A 13,820-nucleotide genomic window follows, 5' to 3' on the forward strand; every position below is an offset into this window, starting at 1 on the left:
GCAGCGGCCTAGTCGATCGAGACCGGCATCGTGAGCGGGCGGCGGACGTAGGTCGCGGGCGCCCACTCGATGGCGTCCGGGTCGAGGGTGAGGTGCGGGACGCGGTCGAGGATCTCCTCGAGCGTGACCCGGGCCTGGAGACGGGCTGCCGCGGCGCCGAGGCAGTGGTGGTGGCCCTGGCTGAAGGTGAGGACCTGGCCGGGGCGGCGGCGGATGTCGAGGTGCTCGGCATCGGCGCCGTACTTGCGCCAGTCGCGGTTGGCCGCCGCGTAGTGCAGCAGCACCCGGCGCCCGGCCGGGACGAGGGTGTCGTGGAGCTCGACGTCGCGGGTGGTCGTGCGCGCCAGTGCCTGGACCGGCGAGGTGAGGCGCAGCATCTCCTCCACCGCGACCGGCACCAGGCTCGGCGTCTCGACCAGCTCCTCGTGCTGGTCGGGGTGGTCGACCAGCAGCTCGAGCGCCCCGCCGAGGAGGCCGGTCGTCGTCTCGTTGCCACCCGTCACCATCGTGAAGACGAACCCGAGCACCGCCATCGCGTCACTGCCGGCCTCGCCGTCCTGCGGGTCGAGCGCCGCGACCAGGTGGGAGATCGTGTCGGAACGCATCGCGCCGGCGGCCTGCTCGGACCGCCGCCGCTCCATGAGCGAGGTGAAGTACGCCATCAGCTCGACCGTCGCCCCGGCGGCGTCGGCGATCTCCGAGGGCGCCCCGCTGTCGACGGCGATGATCGTGTTGCTCCACTCGTCGAAGCGTTCACGGTCCGGCTCGGGCACCCCGAGGTAGTGGGCGACGACCAGGCTCGGCAGCGGCTTGAAGAGCTCCGCGACGATGTCGCCGCCACCCGTGGCACGGAGCCGCTCGAGACGTTCGACGACGAACGCCCGGACGACCGGCTCGAGCTCGGCCACCTGGCGCGGGGTGAACCCACGGGCGACGAGCCTCCGGAACGCGGTGTGCACCGGCGGGTCGGTCATCACCATCGGCGGGTTGTCGGCGAGGCCGATCCGGTCGAGCTCGTCGTACTCCACCGTGAGACCGCGGGCGCTGCTGAAGGTCGCGGCGTCGACGGCCGCCGCGAGGACGTCGGCGTGCCGGGACAGCACGAAGAAGTCGTGGTCGGGCCGTCCGGCGGGAACCACGTGGTGCACCGGGTCGTTGTCGCGGAGCGCGGCGTAGGCCGGCCAGGGGTCGCGCCAGGCGGCACCCCCGCCCGGCACGTAGCGCGCGGCCGTCGACTCGAACCCCATCGGCAAAGAATGGAACAGGTTCTCGTTGTCGTCGAGAGGTGTCCGTCCTGCGATGAGTTCGGATGTCGGCGGTGGTCCCTAGGTTGGTACGACATCGGGGGAACTGGAGAGGGAAGACGAATGACCGACATGATCCGCGCGAGCGGACTGGTGAAGCGTTACAAGGACGTCGAGGCCCTCGCGGGGCTCGACCTGACCGTCCCCGAAGGCACGGTCCTGGCGCTGCTCGGACCCAACGGCGCCGGCAAGACGACGGCCGTGAAGTGCCTGACGACCCTGATCAAGCCGGACGCCGGCTCAGCGGAGATCGCCGGCGTCGACGTGCTGACCAACCCCGCAGGCGCGCGCGCCCGGATGGGGCTCTCGGGCCAGTACGCCGCGGTGGACGAGCACCTCACCGGCTACGAGAACCTGGTGATGGTCGGCCGGCTCTATCACCTCGGCAAGGCGCAGGCGCAGGCCCGGGCGCGCGAGCTGCTCGAGCGGTTCGACCTCACCGAGGCCGCCGACCGGCCGTCCAAGACCTACTCCGGCGGCATGCGCCGTCGCCTCGACCTGGCCGGCGCCCTGGTGGCCGAGCCGCCCGTGCTCATCCTCGACGAGCCGACCACGGGGCTCGACGTCCGCAGCCGTCAGCAGATGTGGGACGTGATCCGTGAGCTGGTCGCCAGCGGCTCCACCCTCCTGCTCACGACCCAGTACCTCGAGGAGGCGGACCGACTGGCCGACGACATCCTCGTCATCGACCACGGGCGTGCGATCGCGCAGGGCACCGCCGACGAGCTCAAGGCCCGCACCGGCGGCGAGCGGATCGAGGTCGTCCTCGCCGACGCCGAGGACCGCGAGGCGGCCGTGCGCGTCCTGACCGAGGTCGCCGTCGACAGCGTCCGCGTGGGTGACAACGGGCGTGAGCTCACCGCCGCGGTCGGAGGCAGCCCGACCGGCGACCTGCTGCGGGTGCTCCAAGGCTTCGAGCGCGAGACGGTCACCGTCCTCGACGTCGGCCTCCGGCGGCCCACCCTCGACGACGTGTTCCTGGCCCTGACCGGACACGCGGCCGAGGACCGCGAGGTCAACGGCAGCAAGGGCGCCACCACCGACGAGACCGAGAAGGAGCTCAGCCGATGAGCACGCAGTCCCTCGCCAGCGCCCTCTCCGACGGATGGGTCGTCGCGCAACGCAACGTCATCAAGATCAAGCGGGTGCCGGACATCCTGGTCTTCGTCCTCATCAGCCCGATCATGTTCGTGCTGCTCTTCGCCTACGTCTTCGGCGGTGCCATCGACGTCCCCGGCAACGTGGACTACAAGGAGTTCCTGGTCCCCGGGATCTTCGCCCAGACGGTCGTGTTCGGGGCGACGTTCACCGGCTACGGGCTGGCCGACGACATGCAGAAGGGCATCATCGACCGGTTCCGGTCGCTGCCGATGTCGCGCTCGGCGGTCCTCGTCGGCAGGACGACGTCCGACGTGGTCTACAACGTGATCTCGCTGGTGATCATGGCGCTGACCGGCCTGCTGGTCGGCTGGCGGATCCGGGAGGGGATCGCCGACGCGCTCCTCGGGTTCGTGCTGCTGCTCGTCTTCGCCTACGCGATCAGCTGGATCATGGCCTACGTCGGACTCATCGTGCCGAGCGTCGAGGTCGTCAACAACGCCTCGTTCGTCGTCATCATGCCGCTGACGTTCGTGTCCAACGCCTTCGTGCCCACCGAGTCGTTCTCCGGTCCGCTCCAGACGTTCGTGGAGTGGAACCCGGTCTCCACGGTGACCCAGGCGTGCCGCGAGCTGTTCGGCAACACCGCAGCCGGCGTCCCGGTGCCCGACTCGTGGGCCATGCAGAACCCGGTCGTCTACTCGCTGCTGTGGGCCGCGGCGATCGTCGCCGTCTTCGCGCCGCTGTCGGTGCGCCAGTACCGGCTGTCGACGAGCAAGTAGCCGCGGCGGATCAGGCGGACTCCTCGAGCTCGCCGTACAGCAGCACGGGGAGCGCCTCGACGCCGTACACGGCCGAGAGCTTGCGGAAGTCGAGGGCGCCGATGTCGACGGCCATCGACAGGTCGGGGTAGCGCTCGGCCAGCATCCGCAGCGCGGTGCGGAGCTCCATCCGGGCGAGCTCCGCACCGACGCAGCGGTGCATGCCCCAGCCGAAGGACAGGTGGCGCACCGGCTCGCGATTCGGGTCGAACGTGTCGAGGTCGATGCCGAGTCGCGGGTCGCGGTTGGCAGCCAGGAGCGAGACCCCGACCGCGTCGCCCTCGCTGATGGTCACCCCGCCGACGACGACGTCCTGCTTGGCGAACCGGAGGAACGCGAGCTGGACGACGGCCAGGTGGCGGAGCAGCTCCTCGACGACCTTGTCGACCGACGCCGGGTCCGACCGCAGCATCCGGCCGGCCTCCGGGTCGGAGGCGATCAGGTAGGTGCCGAGGGCGAGCATGCTCGCGCTGGTCTCGTAGCCGCCGAGGAACACCCCGTCGGCGATGCCGCCGAGCGTGACGTCGTCGAGCTCGTCGCCGTGCTCCTGGAGCAGAGCACCGATGAGGCCGTCACCCGGGTCCTGGCGCTGCTGGCGGACGGCGTTGATGAGGAAGTCGCGGGTGTGGGCCTGGGCGCCGAACGCGCCTGCGCCGCCCTGGCTGAGGTCGAACCGCGCGACACCGAGCTCGAAGAAGCGGGCGCGGTCCTCGACCGGCAGGCCGAGCAGGTCGCAGATGACGTCGAACGGGACGGCGAACGCGAACTGGTCGACCAGGTCCACTTCGGGACCGGCGGCCTCCATCGCGTCGAGCCGGGCGTCGACGATGGCCTCGATGCCGGGCTGCAGCCGGGCGAGCCGGCGCATCGTGAACTCCGGGGTGAGGTACTTGCGCAGCTGGGTGTGCAGCGGCGGGTCGGTCATGCCGAGCCCCCCGATCTGCTCCTCCTCCGAACGCCCCTCCTGGGAGACGAACTGGCCGAGGTCGTTGGACCACACACCCGGGTCCCCGGCGAGGACCTCCTTCGCCTCGTCGTACCCGCTGACCAGCCAGATGCCGCGACCGAACATGGTCGCCAGCTTCTTCACCGGGTCGTCGGCCTGGGCCTGCATCAGCGCGGGCAGGGGGTCGAGCCCGTCGCGCTGGATCGGCAGCTTGAAGGAGTCGGGCAGGAAGCGCAGCTTGCGGAGGTCGATGCCGTCACGCATCGTGCGCTCGAGCAGGAACTTGCCGACCCGGCGCTTGACCGGTCCGAGCAGATCCAGGGGGAGCACCATGGGCGACATTCCATCATCCCGGGCGCGGTCGGCGCGTGAGTACTCCTACCCAGTTGTCCCCGACCCACCCCTGACCCTCCCCTAGGCTGCACGCGTGGACAGGGTGCGCTGGAACGAGTACGACGCCGTTCTGTTCGACCTCGACGGGGTGGTGACACCGACCGCCGAGGTGCACATGCGCGCGTGGTCCTCGATGTTCAACGACTACCTCACGAGCGTCGGCGGGCAGCGGCCGTACACCGACGAGGACTACTACGCCTACGTCGACGGCAAACCGCGGTACGACGGCGTCCGGTCCTTCCTGCGCGCCCGCGGCATCGAGATCCCCGAGGGTCTGCCGACCGATCCACCCGAGGAAGAGACCGTGTGCGGCCTCGGCAACCGCAAGAACGGCTACTTCAACAAGGTGCTCGCCGCCGACGGCGTCGACGCGTACCCGGGGTCGCGGCGCCTCCTCGACGCGCTCCGCGAGCGTGGCCTGCCGATGGCGATCGTGTCGTCCTCGCAGAACGCACCGGTGGTGCTGGCCGCGGCTGGGATCACGGACTACTTCGCGACCGTGATGCACGGCGGGGTCGCCGCCGAGCGGCACCTCGAGGGCAAGCCGGCCCCGGACACGTTCCTCGCCGCAGCCGCCGACCTCGGCGCGGGTGCCGCGCGCTCGGTCGTCCTCGAGGACGCCATCAGCGGCGTCCGGGCCGGTGTGGCCGGCGACTTCGGCCTGGTGATCGGCGTCGACCGCGGTGCCGGGGCGGCAGCGTTGACCGACGCAGGTGCCGACATCGTCGTCACCGACCTGGCCCAGCTGCTCCCGGACGACGGGGCGGCGAGGTGAACGCGCCCCCGCCGGACGGCCCGTCCCACGTCGCGCCTCCGGTCGCGGACCCGCTCGACCGCACCCGGTTCCCCGTCGAGGAGTGGCGGCTGGTCGAGACCCGGTTCGACGCCGCCGACCTGGGCACCACCGAGTCGCTGTTCGCGGTCGGCAACGGCTACCTGGGCATGCGCGGCAACTACTCCGAGAGCCGCGACGCCCACGTGGACGGGACCTATGTCAACGGCTTCCACGAGACCTGGCCGATCCTCCACGCGGAGGAGGCGTTCGGTTTCGCCCGGGTCGGGCAGACGATCGTGAACGCCCCGGACGCGAAGGTGGTCCGCCTCTACGTCGACGACGAACCGCTCCACCTGTCCGTGGCGGACCTCCTCGAGTACGAGCGGTCGCTCGACTTCCGCAGCGGTGTGCTGCGCCGCGACCTGGTATGGCGCACGCCGGGTGGCAAGCGAGTGCAGGTCCGCAGCTCGCGGATGGTGCCGCTCGCCCAGCGGCACCTGGCGGTGATCGGCTTCGAGGTGACCGTGCTCGACGAGAAGGCGTCGGTGGCGATCTCCTCCCAGCTCCTCAACCGGCAGGACACCCCGGTCGAGGACCTGGTCGCGGCTGCACCGGTCACCACCGACCCGCGCAAGGCCGAGCGGTTCGAGCACCGCGTGCTGGACCCGGTCCTGCACTTCGCCGCCGGCGCCAGCGAGCCTCATGCCGGCCGGATCGGGCTGGGCTACCGCACCGTCGAGAGCGGGATGACGATCGGGGTCGTCGCCGACCACGACCTGGAGACGACGTCGCCATACTCCCTCGAGGTCCACGCCGAGGAGGACACGGCGAAGGTGCTCTACCGGGTCGCCGCCGAGCCCGGCGTGCCGATCCGCCTGACCAAGTTGATCAGCTACCACACCGCCGACTCGGTGCCGCCGCGCGAGCTGATCGACCGGTGCGAGCGCACGCTCGCGCGCACCGCCGAGCAGGGCGTAGACCACCAGTACGACGAGCAGCGGGCCTGGCTCGCGGACTTCTGGTCCCGCAGCGACGTCGAGATCGCCGGGCAGCCCGCGCTCCAGCAGGCCACCCGTTGGAACCTGTTCCAGCTGTGCCAGGCGGCGGCCCGCGCCGAGGGCCAGGGCATCCCCGCGAAGGGAGTGACCGGCTCGGGCTACGGTGGCCACTACTTCTGGGACACCGAGATCTACGTCATGCCCTTCCTGACGTACACGATGCCGACGGCCGCCCGCAACGCGCTGCGCTTCCGCTACTCGCTGCTGCCCTACGCCTGCTCGCGCGCCCGCGAGCTGTCCCAGCGCGGGGCACTCTTCCCGTGGCGCACCATCAACGGCAACGAGGCGTCGGCCTACTACGCGGCCGGCACCGCGCAGTACCACATCGACGCCGACATCGCGTTCGCGCTCAGCCAGTACGTCGGCGCCACCGGCGACCTGGACTTCCTCGCCCGCGAGGCGGTGGACATCCTGGTCGAGACCGCCCGACTGTGGGCCGACCTCGGCTTCTGGCGGGACGAGACCCGACGCACGTTCCACATCCACGGCGTCACCGGCCCGGACGAGTACACGACCGTGGTCAACGACAACCTGTACACGAACGTGCTCGCGCGATTCAACCTGCGGCGGGCCGCTCGCGCCGTGTGGCAGCTGGAGCGGGACGATCCCGGCGCCTTCGCCGACATGGTCCGCCGTACGGGGCTGGACACCGAGGAGCCGATCGAGTGGTCGGAGTGCGCCGACGCGATGGCCATCCCGTTCGACGACTTCCTCGGCATCCACCCGCAGGACGCCCACTTCCTCGAGCGGGAGATGTGGGACCTGGAGAACACGCCGCTGGAGAAGCGGCCGCTGCTCCTGAACTACCACCCGCTGGTGATCTACCGGTTCCAGGTGCTCAAGCAGGCCGACGTCGTCCTGGCGCTCTTCCTGCAGGGTGAGGAGTTCACGGCCGAGCAGAAGCGCGCCGACTTCGACTACTACGACCCGATCACGACCGGCGACTCCACGTTGTCGGCCGTGGTGCAGTCGATCATCGCGGCCGAGGTGGGCTACGCCGAGCTAGCGCTGCGCTACTTCCACGCCGCCCTCTTCGTCGACCTCGACAACCGGCACAACAACACCTCCGACGGCGTCCACGTCGCCTCGCTCGGCGGCGTCTGGAGCGCGCTCGCCTGCGGGTTCGGCGGGTTCCGCGACCACGGGTCCGACAACGGTGAGCAGCAGTGGCAGATCGACCCGCGCCTCCCGTCCTCCTGGAGCTCGCTGGTCTACCGAGTCACCCTGCACGGCACCCGGGTGCGCGTCACCGTCCGCACCGACGAGCTCGAGCTCGTGGTCGAGGAAGGCCCCGGGCCGCTGAGCTTCGACGTGCGCGGTGAGATCGTGACCGTGCGGGCCGACGCGCCGGTCGTGGTCCCCCTCGACCACCAGGGACCGAAGCTGGAGGGCGGACCGCCGAACCCCGCCGGGATCCAACGCGCCGACGGCACCGTGATCACGGCGACCGTCCCGACCGGCGACTGACCACGGCCGGCGCGTCAGCGGCCGGCGAGGCCATCCGTCGGGCCGGCTAGCTTCTGCGAGATCCAGATCGGGATCACCGACAGCAGGATGAGGACCACCGCGACCACGTTGACGACCGGCGCCTGGTTGGGCCGGAACAGGTTGTTGAAGATCCAGATAGGGAGGGTCTGCTGCTGCGCGCCCGCGGTGAAGGTCGTCACGATGATCTCGTCGAACGACAGGGCGAAGGCGAGCAGGCCGCCGGCGATGAGGGCGGAGCGCATCATCGGGAACGTCACCAGCCGGAACGTCGTGAAGGTGGACGCCCCCAGATCGGCCGACGCCTCCTCGAGGTTCGTGCCCATCCGGCGCAGTCGGGCCAGCACGTTGTTGAAGACCGTGACGATGCAGAAGGTCGCGTGCGCCACGACGATCGTCAGGAAGCCGAGGTCGAGCCCGAAGACCGTCCGGAAGGCGTTGTTGAGCGCGATCCCGGTGACGATGCCGGGCAGGGCGATCGGCAGGATGATGAGGAGGGACACCGTGTCGCGCCCGAAGAACCGGTAGCGCTGGAGCGCCATCGCGGCCATGGTTCCCAGCACCAACGAGATCCCGGACGCGATGAGCGCCACCTGGACGCTGGTGACGACCGCTTCCTTTGCCCCCTGGCTGTCGACGGCCTTGCGCCACCACTCGAGGGTGTAGTCCTCCGGCGGCCACGCGAAGGTCTGGCTGGCGTTGAACGAGTTGAGCACGACCAGCAGCAGCGGCACGTAGATGACGAGCAGCGCGAGGCCGGTGAGGACGCGGAGAGTGACCTTGAACGCCGGTGACATGGTCATCAGACGTTCTCCAGGGCGCCGGTACGGCGAGCCGCGGCGAGATAGACGAGCATGATCACGACGGGGATCGTGGCCACCGCTGCCGCGAACGGCAGGTTGTTGGCGGCACCCACGTTGTCGTACACGACGTTGCCGAGCATCTGGTTGGCCCCACCGACGATCTTGACGGTGATGTAGTCGCCCAGCGACAGCGAGAACGTGAAGATCGAGCCCGCGACGACCGCCGGGAACACTGCGGGCAGGACGACCCGCCGCAACGTGTGACCCGTCTTGGCGCCAAGGTCCATCGACGCCTCGAGCATCGAGTCGGGCAGCCGCTCCAGCCCGGCATAGATGGGCAGGATCATGAACGGCAGCCACAAGTAGGCCAGCGTGACGACGGTCGCCGTCAGCCCGTAGCCCGGGGTGTCGAGGCCGAGCAGCCCGCCGAGGTCACTGATCACGCCGTTCTCGGAGAGCATGATCCGCCACGCGTAGGCCTTGACCAGGTAGCTGGCCCACAACGGCGTCAGCACCGCGATGACGAGGATCCGCTGCATCCGCGGGGACGCGACCTTGGCCATGTAGAGGGCCACCGGGAACGCGATCACGATGTCGACCACCGTGACCAGCGCAGCGATCCCGAGAGTGCGGATCGTGATCGTGCGATAGACCTCGGACTCGAAGAGAAGCCGGAAGTTGTCGAGGTTCCACTCGCGGACGACGTCACCCGTGAACGGGTTCTGCCCCCACAACGAGGTGATGAACAGCGCCCCGAGGGCACCCAGGTAGGCCACACCGAGCCACAGCATCGGTGGTCCGATGAGGAGCCCGAGCCGCAGCCGCGGACGGCGGTGCAGCACGGTCGACACCTGGTGGCGTGACACCTGTTCAGGGGTGCCCTCGGAGACGCTGGTCATCGATCGATCAGCCCTTGACCTCGGTCCAGGCCTGGGTCCAGGCGCCGTAGTCCGTGCACTTCACGTCCTCCCGGCCGTCGAGGCACTGCTCCACCGGCGTCGTCCAGTACCAGATCTGCTCGGCGTAGTCCTCCTCGCCGGCGTGGTAGGTCTCGCAGTGGCCCTCGCTGGCGAGGTCGCATGCCTTCGGGTTGGACGGCGCCTCGCCGAAGTACTCCGACACACCGGCGTTGGCTTCCGGGCTGATGATGTGGTTCAACCACAGGTAGGCGCAGTTCTTGTGCTCCGACTCCGTCATCACCATCCAGGTGTCCGACCAACCGGTCGCACCCTCCTCGGGCAGCACGACCTCGACCGGGACGTCCTCGCCCTGGGCGACGTTGGCGATGACCTGCCACGTCGTACCGATCACGGAGTCACCCGTCGTGAAGGCCTGGACCTCCTTGAGGTAGTCCGACCAGTACTCCGAGATCAGCTCACGCTGCTGCTTGAGCAGGTCGACCGCGGCCGCGAGCTGGTCCTCGTCGAGGGCGTAGGGGTTCTCGATGCCGAGGTCCGGCTCGTGCTCCATCAGGTAGAGCGCGGCGTCGGCGATGTAGATCGGCGAGTCGTAGGCGGTCACCTTGCCCGCGTACGGCGAGTCCTCCTCGAACACGGCACTCCAGCTGGTGGGCGCCGGCTCTACGACGTCGGTGCGGTACATCAGCAGGTTGGCGCCGTAGCCGTGCGGGACGCCGTACATCTGGCCGTCGACGGAGTTCCAGTCGCGGTCCTTGAGGAACGGGTAGACGTCCGCGTAGTTCGGGATCAGGTCGGTGTTGACCGGCTCGACGTCACCGGCCGCGATCAGGCGGAGGGACGCGTCGCCCGAGGCCGACACGACGTCGTACTCACCGGTCTTGACGAGGTTGACGGCCTCGTCGGACGTGCCGAACGTCTTGACGTTGACCTGGCACCCCGTGGCCTCCTCGAAGGGGGTCACCCAGTCGACCGCCGGGTCGGTGGAGCCGTCCTCGACGTAGCCGGGCCACGCCAGGATGTTGACCTCGCCCTCGCCGTCGCCGATCTCCTCGAGCTGCGGCAGGTCGGGGGCCTCGAAGCCGGCCCCGCCGGCGGAGTCCTTGTCGTCGGACGATTCGGTGCCGCAGGCGGCTACCAGGGTCACTGCCGCACAGGCGGCCACGATCCGGTGCCACCGGACCTTGCGATGAGTCATGACTGCTCCTTGTCGTTCTGCGTGCTGGGAGAGGGGTGGAAGAGGGGGCGGACTCAGCCGGCGGTGACGGGCACGGTGTGCTCGCGCCGCCAGCTGAGATGGACATGTGCGCCCCGGCCCGCCACGTCGCCCTCCTCGGACGACTGCTGGTTCTGGCGGAGCACGATGAGCGATCCGCCGTGGTCGAGGTCGACGATGCTCTGGGTCGCAGAGCCGAGGTAGACGACCTCGCGCACGACGCCTGCGGCGGTGACCGCGTGCTGCGTCGGGACGTGGGAGGCGTCGAGGTGGAGCTGGATCTTCTCCGGCCGCACGCTGAAGGTGCCCGGCTCGCCGAGCAGCTTGATCGCGGCGTCCCCGTCGAGCACGTTGGACGTGCCGACGAAACCGGCCACGAACGGTGTGGCCGGCAGCTCGTAGAGGTCTCGCGGTGAGGCGACCTGCTCGATCCGGCCCTGGTTGAAGACCGCGATCCGGTCGCTCATCGTGAGCGCCTCCTCCTGGTCGTGCGTCACGAACAGGAAGGTGATGCCGAGGTCGCGCTGGAGCTGCTTGAGCTCCACCTGCATCTCCCGGCGCAGCTTGAGGTCGAGCGCCCCGAGCGGCTCGTCGAGGAGGAGCACCCGCGGCCGGTTGACCAGGGCCCGGGCGAGGGCGACGCGCTGGCGCTGGCCGCCGGAGAGCTGACCAGGGCGGCGGGCGCCGTACTCCCCGAGCTGGACGCGCTCGAGCGCCTCCTGGGCGCGGGTCCGGCGCTCGGCGCGCGGCACCCGCTTGACGCGGAGCCCGTACTCGACGTTCTGCGCGACCGTCATGTGGGGGAAGAGCGCGTAGTCCTGGAAGACGGTGTTGACGTCGCGGGAGAACGGCGCGTCCTTGGTGACGTCGACGCCGCCGAGCTCGATCGTCCCGGCGGTCGGCGACTCGAACCCGGCGACCATCCGCAGCACCGTCGTCTTGCCGGAGCCGGAGGGGCCGAGCATCGAGAAGAACTCGCCGTTGGCGATGTCGAGGTCGACCTCGTCGACGGCCACGACGCTGCCGAACTCCTTGCGCAGCCCGCGGATCGCGATGGCCGGCGCGCCGTTGCGCGCGGGGGCGGGGCTGCTCATCGGCCCACCGCGGACATCACGTGCTTGACCCGGGTGTACTCCTCGACGGAGTACGCCGAGAGGTCCTTGCCGTAGCCCGACATCTTGAAACCGCCGTGCGGCATCTCCGCGACCAGCGGGATGTGGGCGTTGACCCACACGCAGCCGAAGTCGAGGTCGGCCGAGAGCCGCATCGCGCGGCCGTGGTCAGCCGTCCACACCGACGATGCCAGGCCGTAGGGGACGCCATTGGCCAGCGCCACCGCCTCCTCCTCCGTCGCGAAGGACTGGACCGTGATGACCGGGCCGAACACCTCCTCCTGGATGATCCGGTCGTCCTGGCGCACCCCGGTCACCACCGAGGCGTCGAAGTAGAAGCCGGTGTCGGGAAGGCTGTCGGGGCGGCCACCGCCCAGGACCACCGAGGCATGGCTCGGCAGGTCGGCGAAGAAGCCCTGCACCCGCGCCAGCTGGGCGGCGTTGTTGAGCGGACCGAACAGCGCGTCGTCGTCCTCGGGCAGGCCGGGGCGGGCGTTGCCCTTGATCCATCCGGTGAGCGCGGCGACCAGGTCGTCGTGGACGTCCTCGTGGACCAGCACCCGGCACGCGGCCGTGCAGTCCTGGCCCGCGTTGAACAGCCCACCGATCCCGATCCCCTCGGCAGCCTCGGCGAGGTCCGCATCGGCGAAGACGACCGCAGGCGCCTTGCCGCCGAGCTCGAGGTGGGTCCGCTTCACGTCGGCCGACGCGGAGCGCGCGACCTCGATCCCGGCCCGGGTGGAACCGGTGATGCTCACCAGGCCGGGGGTGCGGTGCTCGACCAGGGCGCGGCCAGCGTCGCGGTCGCCACACACGACGTTGAGGACGCCCGGCGGCAGGGCCTCCTGGGCGATCTCGGCGAGGAGCGCGGTGCTCACCGGCGTGGTGTCGCTCGGCTTGAGGACGATCGTGTTGCCGGCCGCCAGGGCTGGACCGATCTTCCAGACCGCCATCATCAGCGGGTAGTTCCACGGCGTCACCTGACCGACGACGCCGATCGGCTCCCGTCTTACGTAGGAGGTGAAGCCCGCCAGGTACTCGCCGCCGGCACGACCCTCGAGCATCCTCGCGGCTCCCGCGAAGAACCGCAGCTGGTCGACGGCGACGTCGAGCTCCTCGCTCCGGGTGAGCGATCGGATCTTGCCGGTGTTGGCGACCTCGGCGTCGACGAGGTCGTCGGCGTGCTCGGCCACGAGCTCGGCGAGCCGGAGCATCGCCTGCTGGCGCTGTGACGGTGTCGCGCGGCCCCAGCCACTGCGGGCCCGGTCCGCGGCGTCGTAAGCCTGCGCCACGTCGGTGGCGTCCGAGGCCGGTGCCGTCGCGAACACCTCACCCCGGACGGGCTCGACCAGCTCGGTCCGTCGCCCGGCGGAGGCGTCGCACGGCTTGCCGTCGATCACGTTGCGGACCACGCGTTCTTGATCACCCATGGCCCGAAAACCTATGAGATCAGTTTTCAAAGTGCAATGGGTGGTGCACAATTCGTTATCCGCCGTTCGCCAGGCTTCGGAGGCAACGGCACACGAGGGGGAGACCAGTGGCGATCCAGTTCTACGGCCGCGCGACAGCGGCCGTGTTCGCGCCGCTCGAGAGCACCAGCCGATCGGCCCTGGTCGCTCGACGGCTCATGGACGCGATCGCGCTCGGGCTGCTGCCCGACGCCGAGCAGCTTCCCGGCGAGGCCGACCTCGCCCAGCAGTTCGGGGTCTCGACGGTGACCATCCGGGAAGCACTCTCCGTGCTCCGCCAGGAGGGGCTGATCGAGACCCGGCGCGGGCGCGGCGGCGGCAGCTTCGTGCGAGCCCCGGCCGACGGACCGGCGTCGCTCGCGAAGCGCCGCCTCGCCGAGCTCAGCCTGCTCGAGCTGCGCGACCTCGGCGACCACTACGCCG

Annotated in this window: 12 protein-coding genes; 5 read left to right on the top strand and 7 right to left on the bottom strand. The window is 70.1% G+C overall.

What is annotated here, in order from left to right:
- Positions 1–8: 8 nt before the first annotated feature.
- Positions 9–1,247 (bottom strand): cytochrome P450, encoded by a 1,239-nt coding sequence (locus tag H0487_RS13885; RefSeq protein ID WP_183094827.1) that lies wholly within the window; start codon positions 1,245–1,247, stop codon positions 9–11.
- A gap of 120 nt (positions 1,248–1,367) precedes the next feature.
- Here H0487_RS13885 and H0487_RS13890 point away from each other — a divergent pair, with 120 nt between their 5' ends.
- Both H0487_RS13890 and H0487_RS13895 read left to right on the top strand, forming a co-directional pair.
- Positions 1,368–2,375, top strand: coding sequence for an ATP-binding cassette domain-containing protein (locus H0487_RS13890; protein WP_183094828.1), 1,008 nt, complete (start codon positions 1,368–1,370; stop codon positions 2,373–2,375).
- A complete protein-coding gene (locus tag H0487_RS13895; RefSeq protein ID WP_183094829.1) occupies positions 2,372–3,184 on the top strand; it encodes an ABC transporter permease in 813 nt (270 codons plus the stop codon). The genes H0487_RS13890 and H0487_RS13895 overlap by 4 nt, the downstream gene beginning before the upstream one ends.
- Before the next feature lie 10 nt (positions 3,185–3,194).
- Here H0487_RS13895 and H0487_RS13900 read toward each other — a convergent pair whose 3' ends face one another.
- Positions 3,195–4,502 carry a cytochrome P450 gene (locus H0487_RS13900; RefSeq protein WP_183094830.1) on the bottom strand — a complete coding sequence of 436 codons (1,308 nt, stop codon included), beginning with the start codon at positions 4,500–4,502 and terminating at the stop codon, positions 3,195–3,197.
- Positions 4,503–4,605: 103 nt separating this feature from the next.
- On the opposite strand from H0487_RS13900, the gene H0487_RS13905 reads away from it, so the two are divergent.
- Together H0487_RS13905 and H0487_RS13910 are read left to right on the top strand one after the other, a co-directional pair.
- Positions 4,606–5,337, top strand: a complete 732-nt coding sequence (locus H0487_RS13905; RefSeq protein WP_183094837.1) for a beta-phosphoglucomutase family hydrolase — start codon at positions 4,606–4,608, stop codon at positions 5,335–5,337.
- Complete coding sequence (locus H0487_RS13910; RefSeq protein WP_183094831.1) at positions 5,334–7,862, top strand: glycoside hydrolase family 65 protein; 2,529 nt, start codon at positions 5,334–5,336, stop codon at positions 7,860–7,862. The genes H0487_RS13905 and H0487_RS13910 overlap by 4 nt, the downstream gene beginning before the upstream one ends.
- 14 nt (positions 7,863–7,876) lie before the next feature.
- On the opposite strand, the gene H0487_RS13915 is transcribed toward H0487_RS13910, so the two are convergent.
- The 5 genes from H0487_RS13915 to H0487_RS13935 are packed head-to-tail and all read right to left on the bottom strand — an operon-like array spanning position 7,877 to position 13,358.
- Entirely contained in the window at positions 7,877–8,683 is an 807-nt protein-coding gene (locus tag H0487_RS13915; RefSeq protein WP_183094832.1) for an ABC transporter permease, read from the bottom strand.
- On the bottom strand, positions 8,683–9,582 hold the full coding sequence (locus H0487_RS13920; RefSeq protein ID WP_183094833.1) for an ABC transporter permease: 900 nt from the start codon (positions 9,580–9,582) through the stop codon (positions 8,683–8,685). Before H0487_RS13920 ends, H0487_RS13915 begins: the two co-directional genes overlap by 1 nt.
- 7 nt (positions 9,583–9,589) lie before the next feature.
- The gene (locus H0487_RS13925; RefSeq protein ID WP_183094834.1) at positions 9,590–10,798 is read right to left on the bottom strand and encodes an ABC transporter substrate-binding protein; all 1,209 of its coding nucleotides are present in this window, start codon (positions 10,796–10,798) and stop codon (positions 9,590–9,592) included.
- A gap of 53 nt (positions 10,799–10,851) precedes the next feature.
- On the bottom strand, positions 10,852–11,910 hold the full coding sequence (locus tag H0487_RS13930) for an ABC transporter ATP-binding protein (RefSeq protein WP_183094835.1): 1,059 nt from the start codon (positions 11,908–11,910) through the stop codon (positions 10,852–10,854).
- Positions 11,907–13,358, bottom strand: coding sequence for a gamma-aminobutyraldehyde dehydrogenase (locus tag H0487_RS13935; RefSeq protein WP_183094836.1), 1,452 nt, complete (start codon positions 13,356–13,358; stop codon positions 11,907–11,909). The genes H0487_RS13930 and H0487_RS13935 overlap by 4 nt, the downstream gene beginning before the upstream one ends.
- Before the next feature lie 107 nt (positions 13,359–13,465).
- Here H0487_RS13935 and H0487_RS13940 point away from each other — a divergent pair.
- Positions 13,466–13,820: FadR/GntR family transcriptional regulator (locus H0487_RS13940; protein ID WP_220793396.1), on the top strand; the 355-nt coding region annotated here is incomplete at its 3' end.

The organism is Nocardioides stalactiti (assembly GCF_014180715.1).
Lineage (GTDB): Bacteria > Actinomycetota > Actinomycetes > Propionibacteriales > Nocardioidaceae > Nocardioides > Nocardioides stalactiti.